We start from the raw sequence: 25655 nt of genomic DNA, 5'->3' as shown, positions 1-25655 counted from the left end.
TCACCAATCGTGCATGCTGCCGTCGAGACGGCGATTGACGGGCAGATACTTGGGGTTGTACGGGTACTTCGCGGCGGCCTCTTCGTTCACCTCGACGCCGATGCCCGGCTTGTTTCCCGGGTGCATGAAACCGTCGGTGAAGGTGTAGCTGGTCTGGAACACATCGCCGGTCGGGTCGACGTGACCCATGTACTCCTGCACGCCGAAGTTCGGGATCGACAGATCGACATGCAATGCGGCTGCGAGGGAGACGGGCGAAAGATCGCCCGCACCATGAGATCCGGACCGAACGCCGTAGAGATCCGCCAACGAGAAGATTCTGCGCAGATGGGTGATGCCGCCGGCGTGTGAGACCGACGCTCGGATGTAGTCGATCCACCGGTTGGTGATCAGATCCTGGCAGTCCCAGATCGAGTTGAAGATCTCGCCGACGGCGATGGGGGTGGTCGTGTGTTGGCGAATGGTGGCGAAGGCACTCTGATCCTCGGCTGGAGTGGGATCCTCGATCCAGAACATCCGCATCTCTTCGAGGTCGCGACCCAGGCGTCCGGCCTCGATCGGACTCAGACGGTGATGCACGTCGTGCAGGAGATGGAAGTCGAACCCGTGACGTTCGCGCACGGCACCGAGCATCTGCGGTGCGAACCGCATGTACGGGGCGGTATCCCACGAATCTTCCTGCGGCGCAGCGCCGGATGCGGGTTCGTAGAAGCCGTCGACCGGAATTCCGTAGGTCTTCTTGAGACCGGGAATGGCCGACTGGGCACGAATTGCTTTGTAGCCCTTGTCGAGATGCGCTTGGACGTCGTCGAGCATCTCTTCGATGCTACCGCCGCTGGCGTGCCCGTAGACCATGATCCCGTCTCGTGCAGCACCACCGAGGAGCTGGTAGACCGGCATATCGGCGGCCTTGCCCTTGATGTCCCACAGTGCGACGTCGACGGCTGCGATGGCCGTCATGGTCACCGGCCCACGTCGCCAGTAGGCACCCTTGTACAGGTACTGCCAGATGTCTTCGATCCGATGGGGATCGCGTCCGATCAGGAGTGGCGCAATGTGGTCCTTCAAGTACGACTCGACTGCGAGCTCGCGTCCGTTCAGCGTCGCATCACCCCACCCGACGATGCCCTCGTCGGTGGTGATCTTGAGCGTGACGTAGTTGCGGCCCGGAGCCGTCACGATGACGGTGGCGTCGATGATTTTCATTGCGGTCCTTGCGAAGTGGTGTCGATGACGATCTTGAGCTGGGTGGGGTCGGTGAGCGCGGCCTCGAGCGCTGCGGCAGATTCGGCCAACGGGTACGTCGATGTGACGAGTGCCGCGAGGTCCACTCGCGCCGATCCGGCGAGTGCGATCGCGTCGGCGAATGCCGAAGGGCCGTAACGGAAGCACCCGCGGATGTCGAGCTCCCAGCGTTGCACTGCTCCGATGGGGAATTCGGCAGACGCGCGTCCGGGCACGCCGACAAGCGCCAGAATGCCTGCCGGGCCGAGTGAGCGTGCCGCGTCGGCAATGGCTCCGGGATGTCCCGAGCAGTCGAAGGCAATGTCGAAAGCGCCTTCCGGCAGTGCGTCTTCGCCGGAACGCATTGTCGTGGTGGCACCCAGCGCTGCCGCGACCTCGAGTCGAGCTGGTGCGACGTCGGTGATGGTCGTCTCCGACGCGCCCAGGGCGATGACCGTCTGCAGAACCAACAGACCGATGGGCCCGGCACCGGTGATCGCGATGCGCTTGCCCAGCACCGACCCGACCCGTGCGGCAGCCCACGCTGCGACGGCCAGGGGCTCGATCAGCGCAGCGACGTCATCGCCGATCGAATCAGGGAGGGGGTGCGCGAATTCGGCTGCGAGAACGACGGATTGCCGCAGCAGTCCGTGGTTCGGTGGGGATCCGAAACAGACAACGCTGGGACAGACGTTGTAGTGACCACTCAGGCTCAGCGGTGAGGTGCCGTTCGGAATCGCGGGTTCGATGGCCACTCGCTGGCCGATCCGGTCCTGGGACACGCCCGCGCCGACCTCGGTGACGACCCCGAATCCCTCGTGGCCCAAGACGGTGGGCTGCGTCAGCGAATTGGAGCCGTTGCGGCCGTCGGCGTAGTAGTGCAGGTCCGAGCCACACAGGCTCACGCCGTGCACCTCCACCCTGACCTGGCCGTCGCCGACCTGCATACGGTCGATCTTCTCGATCCGCAGGTCACGTGGACCGTGTAGGACGGCTGCCTCGTCGTTGCCGCTGATCACTGCCATCGCTGTAGAGCCTCCGCCGTAGTGCCTTGAATATCAGTACTACCATACTAGTGACGGGCAGCACTTCGTCAAGGCTTCGGCCCTGTGGGTCACCCACGAGGTCACGTTAGTCTTGACCGGTGAGCACACAGAGCAGCAGGAAAGTCACCGCACGAGAGCGGGCGTACCGAGAATTGCGCCTACGCATCGTGTCGCTGACGCTCCCCCCGGGTAGCCCGCTGTCGGAGAACGACCTCGCCGAGCAAATGTCCGTGAGCCGCACACCCGTCCGCGAAAGCCTGATCCTGCTGGCCGAAGAGGGTCTGGTTCAGGTCTTCCCACAACTCGGCACCTTCGTCTCGCGGGTCGACACCGACCGTGTTGCCGATGCCCAATTCGTCCGGGAGGCAATCGAAACCGCGTCATTGAAAGACGCAGTCACGTCTCGCTCGGACCAGGACCTCTCTGCGTTGCGCGCCAATCTGGCAGCGCAGGCCGAGCCTGGAATCGACATGGACCAATTCTTCGAGTTGGACGAGCAATTCCACCAGCTACTCCTCGCAGCCGGAGGACATTCCGCCGCATGGCGATCCGTCGAATCCGCGAAAGCTCATCTGGACCGAGCCCGACGACTCGGTCTGCGCGACACCCGTCCCATCCCCGACCTCATCGAACAGCACACCGCAATAGTCGACGGCCTCGAAGCCCGAGACTTCGAGGCCGCGGCCCAGTCGATGCGCCAGCACCTGCGCGCCGTGTTCGCCGACGTCGAATACATCAAGAGCAAAAGCCCACACCTGTTCTCCAACAGCAACGAACGCCCGACGCGCAAGGTTGTCTCCAGCTGGGAATGAGTGCGGCGCTGCCGCTCCGGCGGGTAGCTTGACCACCATGGACGATGAATCGAGCATCGAACCTCAGGACGACCCGCGGGCACAGTGGCGACAACTACCGGAGCCGGTGGAACCCACCCATGAGGGCCAGACCCTCGAGTCCGACACCTCCATTTGGGACCACAAACCCAAGAACGACCCGAGCATGGACATCGTTCGCTGATTTGCGCAAGTGCCTTCTTCGGGTCACACCGCTTCGACGGCGTGGCTCAGCCGACACATTTACGCCCCCAGCAGCAATCCACGCCGCCCACACGGGGCGTAAATTCCGAATAGGGGCGTAGATTGCAACCCCCACCCACACATCCGCGCCCCCACCGACACATCAGCTCCCCACATTCGGAAACCCGACGCCGATCGGAGTCAGAAATCCGAAACTGAGGAGCCGATACGCGGCAACAAGCGCAGCCGACACATCTACGCCCCCAGCAGCAATCCACACCCCCCACACGGGGCGTAAATTCCGAACAGGGGCGTAGATTGCAACCCCCACCCACACATCCACGCCCCCACCGACACATCAGCTCCCCACCTCGGAAACCCGACGCCGATCGGAGTCAGAAATCCGAAACTGAGGAGCCGATACGCGGCAACAGGCTCAGCCCAATTGCACTGTCGCAGTAGCGCGGTGGCCGAAGATTCGCTTGCCCTCGAAGGTCGCGCCGATCGAGATGACGGCCGTACGGGACTCCTCGTCCTTCGACTTGATCTTGCCGCCGAAGACGATTTCGGCCGGCTTGTGTGTGTCCACCGGGATCGGGGTGGTGAATCGAACGGTGTAGTCCTTCACCGCGCCTGGATCGCCGAGCCACTCGCTGATGAAACCGCCGCCGACACCCATGGTGAGCATGCCGTGCGCCAGGACGTTCTCGAGATCGATCATCTTGGCGAACTTCTCGTCCCAGTGAATCGGGTTCGCGTCACCGGCGACGCCGGCGTAGTTCACCAGATCTCCTCGAGTCAAACGCACAGTGCGCGAGGGCAACTCGTCGCCGACATTCACCTCGTCGAACTTCCGAGTGGGCTGACCCCGGTACTCCTCGACGATGAGCGGCTCGTGTTCCTGCGGAGTGGACAGGGTGTCGTGCTCACTCGCCTCGGCACTGCTGGTGTCGGTCGTCGCACCGAACATCACGATGTTGCGAGCCGCCTCGGAGATGGCCGGATCGATCTCGCCGGATCGCCCGACGAGCAGCGTGGTGTACGTGGTCTGCACCAGTTCGTTCTTCTGGTTGGACACGACGTTCTTGGTGATCATCATGTCTCGACCCATGACCGTCTTGAACGCGTCGAGGGAGACATCGCAGGTCAACTGGTCACCGGCCAGAATCGGCTTCTGGAACACCAGCACCTGATCGGTCTGCAGAATCTGGCTGAGGTCGTAGCCCTCGGCGATGGACTGCAACAGCTTCTTCTGCGCCAGAGTGCCGACCAACGACATGAACGTCAGCGGGGCCACCAGAGCGCTGTGGCCCAGCGCTGCCGCGGCATCGCCGTCCCAGTGGGCGGGGTGGAAATCCTGAACGGCACGGGCGTACTCGCGAACCTTCTCGCGGCCCACCTCGTAGTAGTCCTCGGTGCGGTAGTGATACCCGACCATGCTGCGCGCGTGCTCCGCCGGGTCGAATGCTCCCGCATCGGATGCTGCTGCGCCGGACTCCGCTACCTGCTCTGCCACTGTTGCCCCACCGTCTCGTCCCTACTGTTCATCATTACCCGAGCAACCTACCCAACGACGACGCACGTTGGCCAGGAAGGGGCTCAGGCAGAACGGTGCCGCGGGGCGTCCCGGTACCCCACCATGCCCACCATCGCGGCCGGCTCAGTCAGCACCGACGCACTGCTCATCGCGCCGCGCGGACGGTGTTGGCGCGACGCGACCGCATCGATCGCCATCAGGGCCGCCCCGTGCGCAGTGAGGGACTCGGGATTGGCAGGCGCGACGACGGGCAACATCAGATCGCGGCGAAACATCCGACGAAGCGACGGCAGGTTGGCGCATCCGCCCACCATCACCAACGCATTCACGGCGCAGGGTGCGTCGACGATGATGCTGGCCACCCAATCTTCCAGCGATCGGATACTGCGCTCGAGAACATCGTCGAACGTGTTGCGCCACAACCGGACCTGTCCGCCGACGAACGGCCCGGCGACCTCGGCCACCCGCAGGCGTGACAGCTGTTCGCGTGCCGTGCGAACGGACACCAGCAACTCCGCGCGCGCCCGTTCCGAGGCCAATTCGTCTGCCCCGTAGACGGACAGAAGGTAACGCGAGATCTGGGCGTCACACCCGATCCCGCCGAACAACGTGGTGCGGACCGAACTGTGCACCGCTCCCGTGGCGGGGTCGGCAATGGACACGGTGGTTCCCGACGCCCCGATGTCGCACACGGCCACGGTGCGCGCACCCTCGAGCATCCCCGTGCCGCGTAGATACCGAAGTTGCGCCCCGAGCTCCGACGCCACCAGCAGACGATCGGCCTCGTACGTGGAATACGCCGACGTGCGTCCGCGCGCACCGGGATCGTCCGGAACGGCGAGAACGATGTCCGGTCGATCCACCATCTGATCCCGCGACATCGAATCCAACAGATCGAGCGCGACCTGCAGATGGTCGTCGGGATCGAACGATCGCACGACGTGCGCAGAACGTACCGACTCGTCCGACGCATCCAGGGCTACACCCCGGGCAATGGCTGAACCCACCGAGACACCAAGGACAGATCTCATGTTCCCTCGACTCGCCTAGCTACTCCGACCTGGCGATCGTAGCGCCTCGAACCGTCGAGGAGTCGGTAAATGCCCTGTTCTATTCAACTTTCGGTTTGTTTTGGGATTCGTTACAACCACTCGGGCGACGAGTTGGGTCAGGCGACGTGCCCGAATCCGTCCCGACGGTCGGCGAGCAACGAGCCCCACTCTTCCTGCGCCGACGACATCGCGGCACAGCCCACGCCGTTGTCGGAGTCCATTCCTCGTGCCGCAGTGACGATGGATCGAGCCGACTGCACGAGAGAAACATCGAAACGGAAACTGTGCGCTGCCAATTCGGCGAACGCCTCATCCGGACTGCAGCCGCGCAAGGCAATGAGGACACCCACAGCCCTGTCGATGGTCGTGCGCGTCACCGGTTCTACTGCGGATTTGTCGGTCATCGAGAACTCACCGTCTACTGGTCGATCACCCGATGGTAGCCAGGCTCGAGCAGAAGTTCAGGTGTCCGAGTCGAATTCACACACCTGTCACACCACGGACTTTTCGAAGTAGCGAACCCGCTCGCTCACAACGGATTATCGATGAAATCGTCACTCTGCCGGATCGGTGACAGGTGGTTCCTCCGTCCGAGGCGCGGGCTCGGGATCCGTCGGCCCCGAAGGCTCCGCGGGCTCCACGGGCTCGGTCGGCCCCGTCGGCTCCGCGGGCTCCGTCGGCTCCGTGGGTTCGGTCGGACCCGGTTCTGTGGGATCTGGGACGTTCGTATCGGTGGGAGCTGTGGTTTCGTCGTCGGTCGGCGGAGTCTCGGTCTCGGGCTTCGAGATCTCTGTTTTCGTATCCCGACCACCGGGGGCGGAATTGCCGCCACCCGAGTTCTCCCGTCCCGTCGACGACGAGCTCGGTGCGTTCGACGTCGCACTCGGGGCCGCCGCCGGGAACGCGTCGATCCAGATGCCTCCCGACCCGGAGCCGGCGGTCGATACATCCAGAACACCCGCGCCGATCGGTGGAACCGCGGACGGCCCAGCCACAGGAACAACCGGCCCGGCGCTCGACGCCGGCCGACCGGGCACCGATGGGGCGATGCTGGAATCTGCGGTATCGAGTACTGCGTCCTGAGTCGGCGCGGGTGAGGAGAACGCCCACACGGTTGCGCCACTCAGAGCAGCCAGCACGGCCACACCCAATCCGACCATGGTCCATCGAGATCCCCGCGACGCAGCATCGAATTCTCCGGCCCGATCGTCCAAGCCGGGTTGCCCCGCAGCGATCTCGTCACCCGGCGGACGGCCCGTCCTGGACGCGGCACCGACGACGGCGGCGGCCACGTCCAACGGGTACTCGTCGGGCAACCGCGGATCGTCCATCGCCAAGACCTCGACGACGCGGTGGTCGGCCAGCGCGGCCCGCACGATCTCGCCGTGCAGAAGGTTGTCGCAGACCACGGCGGCACCGTCGACGATCAGGTCTCGTTGAGCTGCCTGTACACGCATGATTCCGAGAACCGTCGCAACGGCGTCACCGATTCCGCCGGGGGCAGCGGCGATCGACACGGGTCGCGAGGTGACCGGGCCCAGACCCGGCAGATCGGTTTCGACCAAGACGGCCGAGATCTCGTCGGTTCCGACGTGAACGCCCAACGCAACGGACATACCCGTCGACCCCCCCAACTCGATTCGGCCTCACAGTACACTTCGAGGGCCTAAACGGGGAAAACGACGGTTTGTGTGCCGGGGTCAGAACTCCAGCTTGCTCGCCTCGTCACGAGCCAGTTCGGCTGCACGGCGCTCACGCTCGAAGAGCAGTCCGAACGTGAACCCGTTCTCGCCGGAGGTGGTTCCCGCTCGAGCCCCGAGGGTGCGCAGAATCTCCGCCGCGATGACGGCATCCTGATGCTCGCCCAGAACTTCTTGAATCTGCTTGTATCTCTTGATATTCGACTTGGACACCTTCTTGTCCATGACGGGTGCCACCAACTCGGCCGCATACCGAGCCCGCTTCGAGGCCTTCCTCGCGCGGTGCAGTTGCTCGTCGTCGGTGCCTCGCACAGCCTTCTCGGTGCGGTCTACGGCCTTCTTACCGGCCTTGCGCGCCAGCTTGATCAGCAACCGCTCGCTCACCTCGCCGTCGATCGGCAATCTCCTCGACCAGGCAGCCACGGTCGTGAGCAACTCTCGATACCGTTCGCCGTCGAGCTCCGCCATCGCAGCTTCGCGGTGGCGGATCTGCTCGGCCAGCAGGTCGTTCTCGATGCGCGACGCCACCGGGCCCAGAACCAGTTCCGACGGAAGGTCTCGCAGCGCCGCTGCAAACCGCGCCCGCTGCACCTGCCGATCTCGCACCTCGCCGAGCAGGCTTGCATACCAGGACAATTCGGCTTCGAGTGCGGCCGCGGGCTCGTCCTCGAACACGCTGCCGAAGACGCGAAGCGTACTGCGATAGCGCCTGATGGCCACCCGCGTGGAGTGAATCGGATCCAGTCCGCGGCGCAGATACACGTCGCCGGCCACGATGGCCTGCGCTTGCTCGTCGAGATAATCGACGAGCAACCGAAGCCCGTCGTGCGCCGGCTCCTCCCGAACCACCGACAGCGCACGATTCAACTTGGACGGATGTGCCGACGGCGTCGCACCCGACGCGCGAAGCACCTTGCTCGCCTTCTTCAGGAACGATTCCGAGCCGGCGGGCCCGAGCTCGACCTCCACCTCACGCCACTGCGGCCCGGTCGCGCCGCCGATCAGGACGACCGACACCGCGTCGTCGGCGAATTCGGCCACGACGGCTCCGGATGCATCGGTGACGGTACGAATCTTCCGACGCGTCGTCAGGGTGGCGACAGCCGACAACTGCTTGCCCATGACTGCCCCGCGCAGTACGTCGGCCAGCTCGTCGGGCACGACCTGCGGGTCGCCGTGGCCGAGCGGAAGCCTGATCTCGGTTCGCGCCTTCTCCGCAGGAACCTTTGCGTGCCAACCGTTGTCGGAGTCTCCGGTGCGTCGCCGAAGGGTGATTCCCCGACGCAGCAGATCGTGACCGGTGGTGTCGAAATACTCGCTGACCAGTTCGGTGTCGGTCTCCACCGCCGCGCCGTCGGCAGGAACGAGCGAGGTGAGGGAGGGAAACTCGAAGTCTGCATCGACATCGAACTTGTCTTCGCGCTCGGTCTGTAACTCCATACCGACCATCCTGCCTCGAGGATGCTGCCCCGTGGCGGTCGAAACCGTAGATCTATTGCCGCCACGGCGAAACGAACGGCGGTGTCTACGGTCGCCGAGGCGTGGTTATCGTGGGTTTCGTCGGGGTCGAGGCGCGAGTGGTGGTGTGCGGCAACGTTGTTGCGGCCGGCGCAGTGCTTGTCGGCGAAGTGGTGGTCGGCGCAGTGGTGGTCGTCGCAGTGGTGGTCGTGGGGTGAGTCGGAGCCGTCGTGGTGGTCGGAGCCGTGGTCGTCGTCGGAACTCGAGTGCCCTCACGCGCGGGCCGAAGGACAGTGACGTCAGGAATCGTGCGGGTTGGAGGCGGTGACCCGGCACTGTTCGGCGAGGTGGGTGCAGGAGAGGACGTCGAGACTCCGGATGTCGGAGACGTCGAGGACGACGCGGCCACGTCCGTGGCCGGCACCGAGGGCGGCGTCGACACGGACGGTGAGCCGTCCACCGCCGGCATCACAGCCTGCGATCGGGCGGAGGGCGACGCGTTCTGGGAGGTCGCGATCGACGGTTCGGGGGTGTCGTCGGTGGTCCGGGCCGCTGCCGCGACCACGGTTCCGGCCGCGCACACCGCAACGAGCGCGGCGAGTGCGCCCCCGACGCGGCGGGACTTCGCTGCCCTGGCCATTCGCCTCGACGGGCTGCCGCTGTGCCGCGGACGACGGGAGGGCACGGCGGTCACGGCGGTCACGGCAGGGGCCGGTGCAGGCCTGGCTCCCACGGTCCGCGCGATCCCGGCTGCCCCACGGGCGGCCAACAATTCCGGTCGTTCCGGAACGTAGACGGGCACCGACACGGCGTCGAACAGTGTCTGCCGAACGATCTGCATGTTGGCACCGCCGCCGACTGCGACGATCGCCTCCACGTGAACGCCGCTCGCGGCGACGGACTCGATCACGTCGACGGCTGTGAAGACTGCCGCACGAACGGCGTCGCCGATGAGCTCGTCGAGGTCGTGTCGCCACAACGAGGCGCGACCGCCGACGAACGGCCCGACGACAGAGACGCTGCGCAGGATCGACAGCTGGTGTTTGCCGTCTCGCACGTCGTGCACGAGCTGTCGACGAGCTGCCACCGTCAACGCCTCCGCCGCGCCGAACGTCTCGATCAGGTGGTCGCTGAGCACACGGTCGCAGTCGTCGCCGCGGAGTTCTTCGGTGCGATGCGAGGCCAGAACGCGACCGGACTCGACGTCGACTACCGACACGCTGGTGCCGGATGCGCCGACGTCGAACAGCGCGACGCAACGCTCTCCGGCGAGCACTCCGGTTTCTCGTAACGCGCCCAGCTGCGCACCCAGTTCGGATACGAGCACGATGCCGTCGGAGAAGTCCTCGCGGAAGGCCGTGTCGGGATCGCTCTCACGAAGGGCGAGCACCGGGTAGTGGCGAGCGGACGCGTATTCGTCTGCCGTGCTGTGCACCGATGCGACAACGGCATCCCAGGGATCCGGGGCGAGACCGTTGGGCGCAGGCCCGGTGGCAACCGGTTCGAGGACGTGGAGCACCGTGTCGACACCCGAGCTGTCGCTGATCACACTGCGGACGCCACTCGACCCCAGGGAAGCGCCGAGCACGGTCGGATCGGGTACCGCGGACACGAGAAACCTCATTCTGGTAGGCCCCAACCCACGTTCGAGCACCAGAATACCGCTACAACCGGGAACTCACCAGGTTTCGTCCAAGAAAACAGACCGAACGTTGGTCTATGTCACGTCCGACTGGATGAAGTTCAGATACGCCTTCGACGGAGTGGGACCACGCTGCCCCTGATACTTGGAGCCGACCGCGGCGCTGCCGTACGGATTCTCCGAGGGTGACGACAGCCGGAACAGGCACAGCTGCCCGATCTTCATTCCCGGCCACAGCGTGATCGGCAGGTTGGCGACGTTGGACAACTCCAACGTGATGTGACCGCTGAATCCCGGGTCGATGAATCCTGCCGTCGAGTGGGTGAGCAGTCCCAGCCGGCCCAGAGAGCTCTTCCCCTCCAGTCGACCCGCCAGATAATCCGGCAACGTCGTCAGTTCGAGAGTGGAACCGAGGACGAATTCCCCCGGATGAAGAACGAACGGCTCACCCGCTCGTGGCTCCACCAACGTCGTCAGCTCGTCCTGCTGCTGGGACGGATCGATGTGGGTGTACCGGGTGTTGTTGAACACCCGGAACAGCTTGTCGAGTCGCACATCGACGCTCGACGGCTGCACCATCGACGGATCGAAGGGATCGATCGCCAGGTTGCCCAGGGTCACTTCGGCACGAATGTCACGGTCGGAGAGCAGCACCACTGCAGGCTACTGGTCCTCACGGGCCTAACGCGAAGCACCCGAGTGACCACTTCCACAGGTACGGGCAGACCGAACAGTCGGACAATCGATCGGTCACACCTCTCACATTCGGTGACACTCCCTCAGGAAGAGCCCCTATGTACATTCGACCCAAGCGCATTCGAATCGACGTTCCTTCGTACTTCGACCACCCCTCCCAGTGCCACATTCTGGCCACGACTCCCACCCGAAGTCCCGCTTTGTGGACGCAATTTCTCGACGGTGCCGAAGAAAGCTATCGACGCCACGACGTGACACCAGCGCTCGAGATATCGGCAATTCGCGACGGCGGGACCACCGCATTGTTCTTCGCCGCTCTCGACCGAACCGGAACGATCCTCGGCGGAGTTCGCGTTCAAGGGCCGTATTCTTCGGCCGATCAATCACACGCACTCGTCGAATTCGCCGCGCATCCCGAGGGCCGACATCGCGTTCGCGCGATGCTCGACAGCCGCATCGAGGACGGGGTCGTCGAGATCAAGTCGGCGTGGGTTGCCCCGGGAGCACCCCGAGGCCGCGCCGTCACCACCATGATCGCGCAGTCACCGGCGTACAGCACAGCACTGCTGGGCGCTCGTTACGCGCTGGCCACTGCCGCCTCCCACGTCCGCGCCGCGTGGCTGCGCACCGGAGCAGCGATCGCAACGCACATCGAACCGGTGCCCTACCCCGACGACCGATACCGAACCGAGGTGTTCTGGTGGGACCGAACGACTCTCGCGTTCGATGCCGAACTCGAGACGTGGCGGCGCATGAAACGCAACACGGTCTCGCTGCTCGCACAGCACGGCACGTCGAAGAACCTGCACTCGGCGGTGGCGTCGTGACGATTCCCATCACTGCCGAATACAGCTGGCAGCCTGTGATATTCGACGAGACGGTCGCCACACAGCGGGCCGCCCTGGACGAGCTACGGGGTGACACCTCGATCACCGTTCTCGACGAACGCGCCACCCAGCGAGCCGGACTGCATGCATTGTTGCCGAGCCCTGAGCAGAGCCTTCTCGACGAAAGCGACAGGTGGGTCTATTTCCCGTGGCGCAATACCGTCGTCGCCGTTCTCGGTCCGAATTCGTATCGGCACCTCCGACTGGACCGAAACAGAAACAAGATAACCCTCGAGGAACAGCAGAAATTGGGAGATCTCACGATCGGCGTCATCGGATTGAGCGTCGGACACGCCATTGCGCACACTCTCGCACTCGAGGGAATCTGCGGAACTCTTCGCCTCGCGGATTTCGACGAGATAGAACTGTCGAACCTCAACAGGATTCCGGCGTCGATCATCGATCTGGGTGTCAACAAAGCGATCGTCGCCGCCCGGCGAATCGCCGAAATAGATCCGTACCTGACGGTGGAGGTCTTTCGGAACGGGATCGACGAGACCACGATCGACGAGTTCTTCGACGGACTCGAACTGCTCGTCGAGGAATGCGACTCCCTCGACATCAAGGTCCGCGCACGAGAGGCGGCCAGGTCGCGTCGAATCCCCGTACTGATGGAGACCTCCGATCGAGGTCTGCTGGACGTCGAGCGATTCGACCTCGAACCACAGCGGCCGGTGTTTCATGGCGTACTCGGCGACATCGAGTCCGCCGGTCTGCACGGACTCGGAACCCGCGACAAGATTCCCATCGTGCTCGATCAGCTCGACGCCTCCCTGCTCTCGGCTCGGATGGCGGCCTCGATGGTGGAGGTGGGCGAAACGATCGAGACGTGGCCCCAGCTGGGCGGCGACGTCCAACTCGGGGGTGCCACCATCGCCGCGGCGGTCCGACGCTTCGGGACCGGTGCGCACCTACCGTCCGGACGTATCCGCATCGATCTCGAGGTGCACCTCGACGGGCTGAACACGCCGGCCCCCACCCGCAGACAGGTCTCGGGTGATGCGGCCGGTCCGCAGAGCGTGGATTCCCGAGACTCGATACTCGAAGCGGCACGACGAGCGCCTTCCGGCGGAAACAGTCAGCCGTGGACCTTCTTCTCGAACGGCCGGACCTTCCGGGTCGACGTCGATCGATCCCGAACGTCCACCCTCGATATCGCGTACCGCGGCAGCTTCGTCGCTGTGGGCGCAGCCGGATTCAACGCGCGCGTGGCCGCCACCGCACAGGGCATGCTCGCCGGCATCGAGATCACCGACGAGGCGGTCGAGCTGTCGTTGCGCGACGGTACCGCCGGACCGATCACCGATCGACGCCTCCTCGACGCCGTGCTCACCCGATCCACGGACCGCGAGCTCGGGTCACCGTCGACGCTGGACGATGCGGTGGTCACCGATCTCGTTGCGGCCGCAGCCGCCGAAGGCGGACGTGCCGTGCTGTTGACGACGCGCGAGTCCATCACCGCGGCAGCGGACATTCTCGCGGCCGCCGACCGGATTCGGTATCTCACGCCGCATCTGCACCGCGAGATGTTCTCCGAACTGCGCTGGGCAGGCGATCCGGACCCGGATCGGGGCATCGACGTTGCCAGCCTCGGCATCGACGCCGCAGACCTGTCCACGCTCGACATCATCGGGCGGCCCGACGTCATGGCGCTCGTGGCTGCCTGGAACGCAGGCGCTGCCCTGGCCACCGACATGCGCGATCGCGTATCGGCGAGCTCCGCGCTCGCAGTGATCGTGGTGCCCGGATCGACTCCGGCGCATTACATCCGGGGCGGATTTGCCACGGAGAACGTTTGGGTGACTTCACATCTGCACGCACTGGCAGTTCAACCCGTCTCGCCACCGTTCCTCTACGCGCGCACGATGGACGAGCACCGAGAACTGTCTCCGGTCCACGCAGAGACGTTGCAGCAGTTGAACTTCGAGCTGCGGTCGTTGGCGGAACTGGACGAGGCCGAGTCGATCGCTCTGGTGTTGCGGCTCGGCACTGCGCCACGCGGCGCGATATACAGTCGCAGAGTCGCGGTTTCGGCGTCCTTACCGGGGTAGAGTCCGGCAGAGACCAGGGGGAACAGTCCTGCACTGCGTCTACAGGAGCGGTTCACGAGACCGCGTCGACGAGAGGCGGGAGTAGGGCCCTGGAGAACAGTCGGACACTCGAGGTCCTCGTCACCGGCGTCGCCACCGAACTCATGGGCGTCGACGCGGCGACGGTGCGAAAAGCATACCTTTCGGTACTGCGTCAGCTCGTGGACTACCTCGGCATCGATTTCAGCTTTCTCCGGCACCACGATTTCGATGCCCGGGCAACCAGACTCACCGCGGAATGGCCACCGCGCCTGAGCGTGCCTGATCCCGACCCCCTGGCCGTCGTGTACTTCGACGAGGCCGACTCGGTCTTCGCGATGGCCGAAACACTGTCCGAACCGGCAGTGTTTCGGCCAGACCCGGAGCAGGAGGACTATCGCCGACGCGTCGAGACCGCCTCGGGATTGAGCGCCACCTCGATGGCCGTCGTGCCGCTGCTGCACTCCGAACGCACCACCGGAATTCTGGGCTTCATCAAAGTGGGAGACCGAAGTTGGTCCGAGGCAGAACTGAACGCCCTCAAAGCAATTGCTGCTCTGCTCTCGCAATTGCAGGCGCGAGTCAGCGCCGAGGAACAAATCATGTTCTCGGCCTTGCACGACGGTCTCACCTCACTCCCGAACCGCACCGCACTGACGCAGCACCTCCGTGACCGACTCGATCCGTCGATGCCCGGTCCGGTGGCGGTGTTGCACATCGACCTGGACCGCACCAAGGCGCTGAACGACTTTCTCGGACACCTCGCCGGCGACCAGTATCTCCAGGCTGTCGCCGACCGTCTGCAGGCGTTCGTCGACGAATCGGCGAGTCTCGCGGCCCGCCTGAGCGGCGACGAGTTCGTCGTGGTCCTGGCGGGCCCGTGCTCGCACCGCGTCGCCACCGACCGTGCCCGCACGATCGCCGAGTCGATACAGGCACCGGTCACTCTCGATGTCGAGAGAATCGGTCGCAGCGCCAGCATCGGAATCGCCTTCGGCGTGCCCGGCACCCACACCGCCGACTCTCTGCTCCGGCAAGCAGGGCAAGCCGCTCTGGTGGCCAAGCGTGCTGGTGGACATCACATCTCGCTGTTCACCGACGAGATGCACGCGCAATCCGAACTCCGCAACGACGTCGAGATCCATCTGCGTGACGCCATTGCAGGCGACTCGCTGACGTTGCACTTCCAACCCGAGGTCGACCTCGTCACCGGGCGCATCACTGCGGTGGAGGCACTGGTTCGGTGGCGTCACCCCACCCGCGGGCTGCTTCCACCGTCCGCCTTCATTCCAGTGGCGGAGGAGACGAACCTCGCCGGCGAGCTCGGTCGGTGGGTTCTCGACCACGCGTGCCGGACCTTGGCGGCGTGGCAACGGGACATCCCCGGCCTCGACATCGTGATGCGCGTGAACATCTCGCCCGTACAGCTGGTCACCACCGGCTTTGCGGCCACCGTGGCGAACGCCCTCGACGAATTCGCGATCACGGGCTGCAACCTGTGCCTGGAGGTCACCGAAGTGGCCGTCGTACAGGATCTTTCGCGTACTCGAGTGACGCTCCGAGAACTGCGGGACCTCGGTGTTCAGGTGGCGATCGACGACTTCGGTACCGGATACAGCTCGCTGTCACACCTCAAGGAACTGCCCGTCGACGCGCTCAAGATCGACCGCGCGTTCGTCACCGACCTCGGATCGGGAGCGACCGACGACCTCGCGATCGTCCAGTCGATCATCGGGCTCGCGCACGCCTTCGGCCTGAGCATCATCGCCGAGGGCGTCGAAACCGAGAGTGCCAGGAGCACATTGGTGGCCTTGGGCTGCACCCGCGCTCAGGGCTACCTCTTCTCCGAACCGGTGCCGGCCGAGGACGCCCAGGCGCTGCTGCACGGTGTACGCATCGACGTCGGGCCACCCTGCTAATCTGGACGCCGCACCACACGCCGGTGTAGTTCATTGGTAGAACGCGACCTTCCCAAGGTTGAGAGGCGGGTTCGATTCCCGTCACCGGCTCCACGTTCCCCTTGTCGGCGGTAAACCCGTCTTTCGATCGATCCCTACGTCTGCACCCTCGCCGTCACCGGTAGCTCGGTCGGCAATCGGCATGCGACACAATAATCGCTACAGAACTATTGTTGTGACTTTTATGCGTTCATGTCCGAATTCGTAGGGACATTTCACAACTGCAGGAATACCGTGTGATCATGCGCGGACCACGCCGAAGTCTGATTCTTCTCGTCGTCGCACTCACCGCTGCACTGTCGGTCTTGTCGACCCAAGCGGCACCACTCGCACATGCCGGCCCACTCATGCCCATCGCCGCTGCACCGCCTCAACCCGACCACGCCGATGCCATTCGGTACGCGTCGACCAACCGCGACGCCGCCCCGCCCGGGGCCAACGACATGAGCTGCGTGCCCTCTGCCGAGCACCCCAATCCTGTCGTTCTCGTCCACGGCACCGACGCCACCGCCTACTCCGATTGGGCCGGCTTCTCCCCCATCCTGCGCGCCGCAGGCTTCTGTGTCTTCGCCATCAACTACGGCGCGTCGCCGGACGGTAAGTCCAACGGCTACGGCGTCATCGAAGACAGTGCAGCACAATTGAAATCGATGACGGCGACCATCCTCGACGCGACCGGCGCCGCGGCGGTGGACGTGGTGGGCTACTCGCAGGGTGCTGCCGTCGCCCGATACTTCGTCAACAGGCTCGGCGGGGCCGATGTCGTCGACCGATGGGTGGGAATCGCGTCACCGTCATACGGCGGCACCATGTACGGAGTCGCCCCCGTCGTCCAGGCCGTGCCCGGCGCGACCGGTCTGGTAGCCGACGAATTCGGCCCTGGCCTCGCCCAGTTGATGGCCGGATCGGACTTTCTCGAAAACCTCAACGCCGGCGGCGACACCGTCCCCGGCGTCGACTACACCTCGATCGCCACCAAGGTCGACGAGGTCATTCAGCCGTATACCAATGCGCTGCTGCGAGATCCGGGAGCGCACAACATCGTGATCCAGGACGTGTGCCCCGACACCGAGGTCGCCCACTTCACCTTCACCTACGACCCGACCGCGCTGCGTCTGGCGCTCAACGCACTCGACCCCGCGAATGCACGTCAGCCGTCCTGCGTTCCGGTACCGCTGGGAACGGGAATCCTCGACGTCGTGCTGGCCAGCCACTGACCCGTCAGGTCAGTAGCTGATGGGCTCGAAGCCCGACATAGAGTTCGGCGGCCTGCACGGGATCACGGAAGTCTCGACCGGTGAGTTCGGCGATACGCCGCAATCGGTACAACACCGTATTGCGGTGGTAGTGCAGCTGTTCCGCGGCATCCTTGGTGGAGCCACCGCACGAGAACCACGCATCGAGAGTGGCGAGCAGACTCGTCCGCTCGGCGCGGGGCAACGCCAACAGATCGCCGAGGATCTGACGAGCCGCGATACGGCCGGATTTCGGGTCGCGCGCGAGCAGTAACGGCACCGGTACCGAGTCGTAGCGCACCGGCGTCGACGGCACAGAATCGGGAAAGCTGCACGACCGGGCCAGACGGGCCTGCCCCACGGCGTCACCGATTCCCGACGGCGACCGGAACACCGAACTGACGCCGATCCGCCCCGGGCACAGTTCTCCGAAAGTGGCCAGTGCCGTATCGATGTCGGAGTCCCGAGCGGCACAGAACAATCCGATGCTGCCGTCCACCTCGGCATCCCACACCGACTCGGTTCCCGCGGCCCGCAACCGAGCGACGACGCCTTCGATACCGAGTCCCGTCGACGAGGGTTCCTGGGAAACCACAGCAAAAAATCCGCGATCCGGAATTCGGAACGCACGCAGGGCATCCGCCGCCGCGGCCGGATTCGCGGCGTGATCGGCGAACAGCACCCGAATCAGCCGGCCGCGGGCTTCGGCGCTCTCGCGGGCTCGCATATCGGCGCTCTCTCGATACGCCTCGGCCGCCTCGTCGGAATACACGTCGACCAATGCCCACACCTGCGCCGCCATGTCCAGCAGCGCGTGGCTGGCCCTACCGTGCGAACGCACCATCAACTCGTCCCAGACCAGCCGACCACCGAGCCGGAACGCGTGCAGCAATGCCGCCAGCGGTACACCTTGCTCGGCCTTCAGCCTGCCCGCCTGCTGCGCCGACTCGAGCCGAACCGGTGCACGCCCGGACAGCTTGCCCAACATCGACGCCAGATTGCTGCGAGACGCTTCGTGGAGTTGATCCGCGGTGAGCAGCGTCGCCTCCAGATACGCGTGCTCGGCTCCCAGGATGCGCCGGACCAGTTCGCTCGCCAGCTCGTCGACGTCGTCGAGCATCGCCGCCGCCAGCTCGGTCGGTGACGGATGCAGAGCGGACTCGGTGGTGGTCATGACTGAACCATAGCCCGGCCGATGTAAGCCACACCACACCCAAACTGTGCGACGGCACAATCCGCTGCGCTCGATTGACAGCGGCGGCCCATAGCCTGCCGCCCCGAATGCGACCAGAATCACACTCGAAGCCGTGTATCCGAACGACGAGTGGAGACGAAAAGTTGACCAGCGAAGTCACCCCGCATCTGCAGCCTGTACCGACGAACGGACCGGACGCCACCCTGGCGGTCGATACCGCTCTTGCCGACCTCGACGCAGGCGAGCAGACCTGGGGCAGGCTCGGCCTGGCCGACCGCCGGGCACTGCTCGAGCGCATGCACGCCCTCGCCACGACGCACGCGCAGGAATGGGTCACCGCCGCCGCGTCGGTCAAAGGCCTCGACCCCTCGTCCAACCTGCTCGGTGAGGAATGGCTCTCCGGCCCGTACTCGCTTCTCGGCGGTCTCGGCACGCTCGCGCACACCCTCTCGGCGCTCGAGGCAGGCGGTAGCCCGCTGGCCGGAGCGAAGTTCGGAACAGCTCCGGGCGGACGAACGACCGTATCGGTGTTGCCCCTCAACAACTTCGAGAAACTACTGCTCAACGGATTCAGTGCCGAGGTGTGGCTCCGGCCGGGAATCGACCGTGCCACGGCACAGCGCACCGCAGGCCTCGCCCAACTCGACCCGACGCGCACCGCGGGCGTCGGCGTCGTCCTGGGCGCGGGCAACATCACCTCGATCGCCCCACTCGACGCCCTGTACGAACTGATCGCCTTCAACCGCGTCGTCGCGCTGAAGCTCAACCCCATCATGGACCCACTGCTGCCGGTCTTCGAGAAGATCCTCGCCCCACTGGTGGACATCGGCGCACTGCGTCTGCTCACCGGCGGAGCCGACGTCGGCACCTACCTGGTCAACCACGATCGCGTCGACCACGTCCACATGACGGGCAGCGCAATCACCCACGACGCCATCGTCTTCGGCCCGGGACCCGACGGTGCCGCCCGTAAGGCGGCGAACCGGCCGATCCTGACCAAGGAGATCTCCAGTGAACTCGGTGGCGTCTCACCCACCATCGTGTTGCCGGGCGAGTGGAGTCGCGCAGACATCGAGTTCCAAGCCGAACACGTAGCCACCCAGCGACTGCACAACAGCGGATACAACTGTGTCGCTTCGCAGGTCGTCGTGCTGTCCTCGGAATGGAAGCAGCGCGACGAGTTCATCGCAGCCCTGCGCGCCGCACTCGACCGGGCACCGGCCCGCGCCCCCTACTACCCGGGCAGCGACAGACGGGTGTCCGACGCCACCGCCACGTACCCGTCGGCCGAACGGCTCGGCGACGGCGGTGGCCGGGTGCTCATCACCGACCTCGATCCCGGCGAGTACGCACCGCTCCTGCAGACCGAGTACTTCGCACCCGTGATGGGCGTCATCGAGTTGCCCTACAGCGGAGCAGCATTCGCCGCCAAGGCCGTCCAGACGGCCAACGAGGAATTCACCGGCACCCTCGGCATCAACATCATCGGCACGCCGAGCACCATCAAGGAACTCGGTGAGAAGTTCGACTCCATGCTTGCAGACCTGCGGTACGGCACTATTGCCGTCAATGCCTGGACCGCCCTCGGATTCCTCACCGCATCGGCCACCTGGGGCGCGTTCCCCGGCCACACCGTCGACGATGTGCAGAGCGGAATCGGCATCGTGCACAACGCATTACTGATCGACGGTGCCGAACGAACCGTGGTACGCGGACCCTTCCGCCCAATGTCGAGGTCGCTGATCAGCGGAGAGATGTCCATCTCCCCCAAGCCGCCGTGGTTCGTCACCAACAAAACCGCAGCATCGACCGGGAAACTGCTCACCGCGTTCGCCGGAGCACCGTCCTGGACCAAACTCCCGGCAATATTCGCCTCCGCCCTGCGCGGCTGAGCAGCGTCCAACGACAGCTGCCGACGAACCCTGAGGACAATCATGAGCACACAGAACACAACCGCCGACTACATCGTCGTGGGCGCGGGCTCGGCCGGCGCAGTGGTGGCCAACCGGCTCAGCGCCGATCCCCGCAACAGCGTGATCCTGCTCGAGGCAGGCCCGGAAGACAAGAACAAGTTCGCCCACATCCCCGCCGCGTTCTCCAAACTCTTTCGTACCGAGGTCGATTGGGACTACCTCACCGAACCGCAGCCGGGGCTACGCGACCGCAGCATCTACTGGCCGCGCGGCAAGATGCTCGGCGGCTCGTCGTCGATGAACGCCATGATGTGGGTACGCGGATTCGCCGCCGACTACGACGAGTGGGCGGCCAACTCCGACGACTCGTGGTCGTTCCGCAACCTCGTCGGATACTTCCGCAAGATCGAGAACATCGAGGGCACAACAGAACTGGACGCCGGAACCGGCGGGCCGCTGATCGTCTCCCACCAGCGCAGCTCACGCCCGCTCACCTCGTCCTTCCTCTCCGCCGTCGAGGAAGCCGGCTACTCGGTCGAAACCCCCAACCTGCCCGAACCCACGGGCTTCAGCCGCACCATGGTCAACCAGAAACGCGGTGCCCGCTGGAGCACCGCCGACGCCTACCTTCGCCCGGCGAAGAAGCGCACCAACCTCACCGTCCTCACCGAGGCACAGGCCACCCGGGTTCTTTTCGAGGGCAGCGCCGCCGTCGGCGTCGAATACACCTCCGACGGCGTCACCCATACGGTGCGCGCACACAAGGAAGTCGTTCTGTCCGGCGGAGCCATCAACACACCGCAGCTGCTGATGCTCTCCGGCATCGGAGACAAGGAGCAGCTCGCAGCCCACGGCATCACCGTCCGGCACCACTCGCCGGACGTCGGGCAGAACCTCCTCGACCACCTGGCCGCCCTCATCGGATGGAAGACCGAGAAGGACTCCCTCTTCCATGCCGAGAAGATTCCCGAACTCATCAACTATCTCGCGCGCCGACGCGGCATGCTCACCTCCAACGTCGCGGAGGCATACGGCTTCATCCGGAGTCGCGAAGATCTGCCGCTGCCGGACCTCGAACTCATCTTCGGACCGGCCCCGTTCTTCGACGAAGGCCTGATCGCCGCCGACGCACACGCCGCGGTCATCGGCACCGTCCTGCTGCAACCCAAGAGCAGAGGCGAGATCACGCTCCGGTCCGCCGACCCCCTGGCCAAGCCCATCGTCGAGCCGCGTTACCTCAGCGACCCCGACGGCATGGACCGCAGGGCCATGATCGAGGGACTGCGCGTATGCGTCGCGCTGTCGGAAACCCCGTCCCTGAAGGGCCAGCTCGGGGACGTCGTACGCCCCAGGGTGGCGTCGAACATCTCCCCGGCGGATCTGCTCACCGAGGCCCTGGAGCAGAACGCGCACACTCTGTACCACCCGGTGGGCACCGCGCGGATGGGCAACGATGCCGGCAGCGTCGTCGACGCTGCGCTGCGGGTTCGGGGCGTCGACCGACTCCGGGTCGCCGACGCATCGATCATGCCCAGCATCATCCGCGGCCACACCCATGCACCGTCGGTGATCATCGGCGAACGAGCCGCGGATCTGATCCTGGGCTGAGCCGAACGTGAACATGTCTGGTTTGACCGTTCACACCGTGGGGTAACAGGTCGGCACCGCTTCAATGCAGGCATCGCGATGAAGACCCATCCGATCGGCAAGCAGCGCCGAATAACCCACAACGCTCGAGAGACGAGCACGGAAGGTTGACCGACATGTTCACTGTTCGTAAAGCTTTGGCCGCCACCGCAATCGGTGCACTCACCATCGTCCCGCTCGCCGCGTGCTCCAGCGACGACGCATCCAGCACCACCGACGCAGCCACCTCCTCGGAATCGTCGGCTATGGAGACCACCGAGAGCACCCCCGAGCCCGCAGCCGAGGTCGCCGACCTCAGCAACGGCGTCGACACCGCAGTTGCTCTCGACCCCGGCTTCCTGGGCGCACTGACCACCCTCGGCCTCACGCCGGGCGTAGTCGGAACCGCAACTCTCGCAGACGGTTCCATTCGCTTCCCGATCACCGGTGGCGACGTCAAGTACTGGGAGCCCGGCACGGTCGACCCCTACGTGCAGGGCGAGATCAACCACGACGGCAGCGGATTGTCGCTGACCGCAGGCGAGACCGTGGTCGAGCTGACCAACTTCGACATCGACCCGGGCACGTCGCTGCTCACCGGTGACGTCACGGTCAACGGCGAAGAGGCTGCTGCCGACGCCGTGCTGTTCGACCTCGACGGCCGCACCCTGCAGCCGTTGGCAACCGGCCCCGAGAACACCGCCATCCTGCAGGGCACGCAGGTGAAGATCTCGGAGACCGCAGCCGGACTGCTCAACGACACGTTCAAGACCGACGCTGTCACCCCGGGACTGCTCGTCGGCGTTGCGACCATCACGGTCAAGACCGCCGCATAATCAGCTCCTGAACCCGTGCGCGGGCAGTCACCGACGACGTCGGTACTGCTCGCGCTCTGGTGCTTTCACAGACGTTTCGTAAAACGCGACAGGGGACCGACATGAGAGCCTTCCGACGGATATACGGTGGGCACCCTCTGCATGGCGTTGGCCTGCTGCTCCCTTTCGCTCTGGTCGGCTACGTCGTTCACATCGCCGGGCCGAAAACGTTGTGGAACAGCGACATCTGGTGGCATTCCATCGCCGTCTGGTTCTTCGGATCGGTACTGCTGCACGACGCGGTCCTGTTCCCGCTGTACTCGGCGGCCGATCGCCTTCTCACCGGGCTCGGACGACTGCAGCTGACCGTCTCGCCCGTCAACTACATTCGCGTCCCGGCCCTCGGCACAGCGCTGACGTTCTTGATGTTCTTCCCCGGAATACTGTCCCAGGGCGCGGAGACCTATCGTGCGGCAACAGGTTTGACCCAAGACCCCTTCTTGGAACGATGGCTGGTTCTGACAACGGTGTTGTTCGCCGCCAGCGCCGTCGTCTACTTCATTCGCCTCACCGTGGTACGGAGCCGAACATGAGCGTCACCGCAGACACCCTTTTCCACCGCGCCGCCGCTGGATTGCCTTGCTGGATCGGCGATTCCGACGGCTCGAGAGAACGTCTGCCCACGGGCCGATGGATGGGCGGAAGCGCATCCTCGGAAGAGGATCGCCGAGCCGACCACGCCATGATCAGCCGATGTACCGGGTCCACCATCGATCTCGGATGCGGACCCGGCCGGCTGACCGAAGCTCTTGCCCGCCGAGGACTCTCGGCGCTCGGCGTCGACACGTCCAAGGCTGCCGTCGACCTGACCATCGGCCGCGGCGGAAACGCCGTTCTCCGTGACCTGTTCGAGCCTCTGCCCGGCACCGGCACGTGGTCGTGTGTGCTGCTCGCCGACGGCAACATCGGCATCGGCGGGGATCCGGTGCGCCTGCTACAGCGAGCCGCCGATCTGCTGGCACCGCACGGAGCCATCATCGCCGAGGTGGACGAACCGAGTGACTCCGGCATTCGGCACCGCACCGTCCGCTGGGAAACCGACACCATGGTCGGCGATTGGTTCGCCTGGTCGAGTGTCAGCGCCGACGCCACCGCCGACCTCGCCCGCGCGGCCGGCTTGCAGATGGTGGACGTGGCTCCGATCGACGGCCGCTGGTTCGCGCAGATGACTCCGGCTCCGCTCACCAATTCGTGAACAGCAGATGATTGACGGCCAAGGCCCCGATCACCTGCAGCGCCAACCAGAATCGATGTGTTCGACGCGGCAGCACCGCCGGGGCGATCAACATCCACATCGCGAACGGCAGCCAGATTCGCTCCGTCTCCGCTTTGCTCAGCTGACTCAGATCGGCCATCACCACCGCCGCGAGGCCGCCGAGCACCAACAGGTTGATCGGCTGCACCCGCGCGGCGATGCGTGGGAAGGCCGCGGGCACAGCGACGCCGAGCGCGCAGAACAGTGCAGCGAAGTTCGCCCAGCCCCAGTACTCGAACGGACGATCCTTGGCGATGCCCTGGTAGTACCGCTCCTGCACCAGCTCGTACCCGTCGTACCACCAGAATCCGTACGCCGTGAAGATCCCCGCAACGAGCAAGGCTCCGATCACCGCGCCGAGGAACGGCAGAACCTTTCGGCCCGCTATCAGCACCGCGACCGCGGGCAGACCCATCAACACCAGGCCGTAATTCAGATAGATTCCGAACCCGAGAAGCACTCCCGCACCGATGGATGCGGGCCACAGCCAGCGCTTCGTCGAGACCGCCAGCAGCGCGATACCCCACGCTGCAACCCCGGCATAGAACGCGTCGGCGGAGACGGCGATCCAGATCGCTGCCGGTGCGATCGCCACGAACGGTGCTGCGCGCCTGGCCATGTCCTCGTCGCCCAGAACACCCAGCGTGAGAACCACGGCAACTGCGGCACTGGTTCCCACCAACACGCACAGCGTTGCCGCCCAAGCCCCACCGCTCAAACCGAGACGGTCGAGCCAGACGAACGTCAGCAGCGCACCGGGCGGATGGCCCGAGACGTGAGTGGTCCACGAATCCGCCTGGTAATCCAGAATGCGCTCGGAGAATCCGCGCAGTGTCGCGGGGATGTCGGTGATGCCGGGCACCTCGTGCAGGTACTCGTCCGTCGAGGCCAACCGGTCGACGAACCCACGCTTCCAACCGTCGACCATCGCCAGCGCCATCGTCCACGCCGCCGACGCACCCCAGACGACGAACAACAGCCGCGTCCAGGACAGGCGTCGAGCCACGGTCGGTCCCCACAGCACGGTCGCCACCGCGATGAGGACGGCGAACGGCGATCCCCATCCGACATGAACCTCACGAAAACCGAACAGCGGTGCGGCGTCGGCGAAATCGCGCACCTGCTGCGGTGTTCTGTTGATGATCGGGGTGACGATCTCGTTGCCCAGATACGGAACGACGAACGCGACGGCAACGAGCACGACGGCCAGCGCACCGGCGACGGCTTCTCTCCAGTAACGGATAGTGTTTTCTCCCTGCGGACTTGAAGACGAA

Annotated in this window: 22 protein-coding genes and 1 tRNA gene; 12 read left to right on the top strand and 11 right to left on the bottom strand. The window is 65.1% G+C overall.

Features of this window, described 5'->3' with window-relative positions:
- A complete protein-coding gene (manD, locus tag CH266_RS23960) occupies positions 1 to 1206 on the bottom strand; it encodes a D-mannonate dehydratase ManD (RefSeq protein WP_032374833.1) in 1206 nt (401 codons plus the stop codon).
- Positions 1203 to 2249, bottom strand: a complete 1047-nt coding sequence (locus CH266_RS23955) for an alcohol dehydrogenase catalytic domain-containing protein (protein ID WP_057474383.1) — start codon at positions 2247 to 2249, stop codon at positions 1203 to 1205. Before CH266_RS23955 ends, manD begins: the two co-directional genes overlap by 4 nt.
- A gap of 119 nt (positions 2250 to 2368) precedes the next feature.
- Here CH266_RS23955 and CH266_RS23950 point away from each other — a divergent pair, with 119 nt between their 5' ends.
- Positions 2369 to 3082: a GntR family transcriptional regulator gene (locus tag CH266_RS23950; protein ID WP_094716297.1), complete on the top strand. Its 714-nt coding sequence runs from the start codon at positions 2369 to 2371 to the stop codon at positions 3080 to 3082.
- Positions 3083 to 3119: 37 nt separating this feature from the next.
- Positions 3120 to 3284, top strand: a complete 165-nt coding sequence (locus tag CH266_RS25600) for a hypothetical protein (RefSeq protein WP_176457194.1) — start codon at positions 3120 to 3122, stop codon at positions 3282 to 3284.
- A 435-nt stretch (positions 3285 to 3719) separates the two neighbouring features.
- Here the strand turns inward: CH266_RS25600 and CH266_RS23945 are convergent, their stop codons facing one another.
- The 7 genes from CH266_RS23945 to dcd all read right to left on the bottom strand — a co-directional run bounded on the left by CH266_RS23945 (position 3720) and on the right by dcd (position 11326).
- Positions 3720 to 4799 carry a fused (3R)-hydroxyacyl-ACP dehydratase subunits HadA/HadB gene (locus CH266_RS23945; protein ID WP_032374830.1) on the bottom strand — a complete coding sequence of 360 codons (1080 nt, stop codon included), beginning with the start codon at positions 4797 to 4799 and terminating at the stop codon, positions 3720 to 3722.
- Positions 4800 to 4882: 83 nt separating this feature from the next.
- Entirely contained in the window at positions 4883 to 5851 is a 969-nt protein-coding gene (locus CH266_RS23940; RefSeq protein WP_176457193.1) for an Hsp70 family protein, read from the bottom strand.
- Positions 5852 to 5988: 137 nt separating this feature from the next.
- The gene (locus CH266_RS23935) at positions 5989 to 6276 is read right to left on the bottom strand and encodes an ANTAR domain-containing protein (protein WP_027495414.1); all 288 of its coding nucleotides are present in this window, start codon (positions 6274 to 6276) and stop codon (positions 5989 to 5991) included.
- A 150-nt stretch (positions 6277 to 6426) separates the two neighbouring features.
- The gene (locus tag CH266_RS25595; RefSeq protein WP_176457192.1) at positions 6427 to 7488 is read right to left on the bottom strand and encodes a hypothetical protein; all 1062 of its coding nucleotides are present in this window, start codon (positions 7486 to 7488) and stop codon (positions 6427 to 6429) included.
- A gap of 84 nt (positions 7489 to 7572) precedes the next feature.
- A complete protein-coding gene (locus CH266_RS23925) occupies positions 7573 to 9012 on the bottom strand; it encodes a CYTH and CHAD domain-containing protein (RefSeq protein WP_094716374.1) in 1440 nt (479 codons plus the stop codon).
- Positions 9013 to 9097: 85 nt separating this feature from the next.
- Positions 9098 to 10642, bottom strand: coding sequence for an Hsp70 family protein (locus CH266_RS23920; RefSeq protein WP_176457191.1), 1545 nt, complete (start codon positions 10640 to 10642; stop codon positions 9098 to 9100).
- Positions 10643 to 10747: 105 nt separating this feature from the next.
- The gene (gene dcd, locus CH266_RS23915; RefSeq protein ID WP_027495411.1) at positions 10748 to 11326 is read right to left on the bottom strand and encodes a dCTP deaminase; all 579 of its coding nucleotides are present in this window, start codon (positions 11324 to 11326) and stop codon (positions 10748 to 10750) included.
- A 140-nt stretch (positions 11327 to 11466) separates the two neighbouring features.
- On the opposite strand from dcd, the gene CH266_RS25590 reads away from it, so the two are divergent.
- The 5 genes from CH266_RS25590 (at position 11467) to CH266_RS23895 (ending at position 17499) form a co-directional block, all read left to right on the top strand.
- On the top strand, positions 11467 to 12195 hold the full coding sequence (locus CH266_RS25590) for a hypothetical protein (protein ID WP_051364987.1): 729 nt from the start codon (positions 11467 to 11469) through the stop codon (positions 12193 to 12195).
- The gene (locus CH266_RS23910) at positions 12192 to 14306 is read left to right on the top strand and encodes an Rv1355c family protein (protein ID WP_176457190.1); all 2115 of its coding nucleotides are present in this window, start codon (positions 12192 to 12194) and stop codon (positions 14304 to 14306) included. Before CH266_RS25590 ends, CH266_RS23910 begins: the two co-directional genes overlap by 4 nt.
- 143 nt (positions 14307 to 14449) lie before the next feature.
- A complete protein-coding gene (locus CH266_RS23905) occupies positions 14450 to 16243 on the top strand; it encodes a putative bifunctional diguanylate cyclase/phosphodiesterase (protein ID WP_094716293.1) in 1794 nt (597 codons plus the stop codon).
- A gap of 19 nt (positions 16244 to 16262) precedes the next feature.
- Positions 16263 to 16336, top strand: a tRNA-Gly gene (locus CH266_RS23900).
- A 188-nt stretch (positions 16337 to 16524) separates the two neighbouring features.
- The gene (locus CH266_RS23895) at positions 16525 to 17499 is read left to right on the top strand and encodes an esterase/lipase family protein (RefSeq protein WP_094716373.1); all 975 of its coding nucleotides are present in this window, start codon (positions 16525 to 16527) and stop codon (positions 17497 to 17499) included.
- A 4-nt stretch (positions 17500 to 17503) separates the two neighbouring features.
- On the opposite strand, the gene CH266_RS23890 is transcribed toward CH266_RS23895, so the two are convergent.
- A complete protein-coding gene (locus tag CH266_RS23890; protein ID WP_032369474.1) occupies positions 17504 to 18691 on the bottom strand; it encodes a PucR family transcriptional regulator in 1188 nt (395 codons plus the stop codon).
- Between the two features lie 224 nt (positions 18692 to 18915).
- On the opposite strand from CH266_RS23890, the gene CH266_RS23885 reads away from it, so the two are divergent.
- The 5 genes from CH266_RS23885 to CH266_RS23865 all read left to right on the top strand — a co-directional run bounded on the left by CH266_RS23885 (position 18916) and on the right by CH266_RS23865 (position 24321).
- On the top strand, positions 18916 to 20604 hold the full coding sequence (locus tag CH266_RS23885; protein ID WP_255176017.1) for an aldehyde dehydrogenase family protein: 1689 nt from the start codon (positions 18916 to 18918) through the stop codon (positions 20602 to 20604).
- 42 nt (positions 20605 to 20646) lie between these two features.
- Positions 20647 to 22233 (top strand): GMC family oxidoreductase, encoded by a 1587-nt coding sequence (locus CH266_RS23880; protein ID WP_094716291.1) that lies wholly within the window; start codon positions 20647 to 20649, stop codon positions 22231 to 22233.
- 155 nt (positions 22234 to 22388) lie between these two features.
- Positions 22389 to 23087 carry a hypothetical protein gene (locus tag CH266_RS23875; protein ID WP_032367076.1) on the top strand — a complete coding sequence of 233 codons (699 nt, stop codon included), beginning with the start codon at positions 22389 to 22391 and terminating at the stop codon, positions 23085 to 23087.
- 101 nt (positions 23088 to 23188) lie between these two features.
- Positions 23189 to 23659 carry a hypothetical protein gene (locus tag CH266_RS23870; protein WP_094716290.1) on the top strand — a complete coding sequence of 157 codons (471 nt, stop codon included), beginning with the start codon at positions 23189 to 23191 and terminating at the stop codon, positions 23657 to 23659.
- Entirely contained in the window at positions 23656 to 24321 is a 666-nt protein-coding gene (locus CH266_RS23865) for a methyltransferase domain-containing protein (RefSeq protein WP_094716289.1), read from the top strand. Before CH266_RS23870 ends, CH266_RS23865 begins: the two co-directional genes overlap by 4 nt.
- Here the strand turns inward: CH266_RS23865 and CH266_RS23860 are convergent.
- Positions 24308 to 25591 carry a hypothetical protein gene (locus tag CH266_RS23860; protein WP_255176016.1) on the bottom strand — a complete coding sequence of 428 codons (1284 nt, stop codon included), beginning with the start codon at positions 25589 to 25591 and terminating at the stop codon, positions 24308 to 24310. The two genes, CH266_RS23865 and CH266_RS23860, sit on opposite strands and share 14 nt — an antisense overlap.
- Between the last annotated feature and the right edge of the window lie 64 nt (positions 25592 to 25655).

Source organism: Rhodococcus sp. 06-1474-1B (assembly GCF_002258885.1).
In the GTDB taxonomy this organism is placed as follows: domain Bacteria; phylum Actinomycetota; class Actinomycetes; order Mycobacteriales; family Mycobacteriaceae; genus Rhodococcoides; species Rhodococcoides fascians.
The sequence above is the reverse complement of the archived record's forward strand: the minus strand, read 5'-3'. Positions and strand labels throughout refer to the sequence as shown.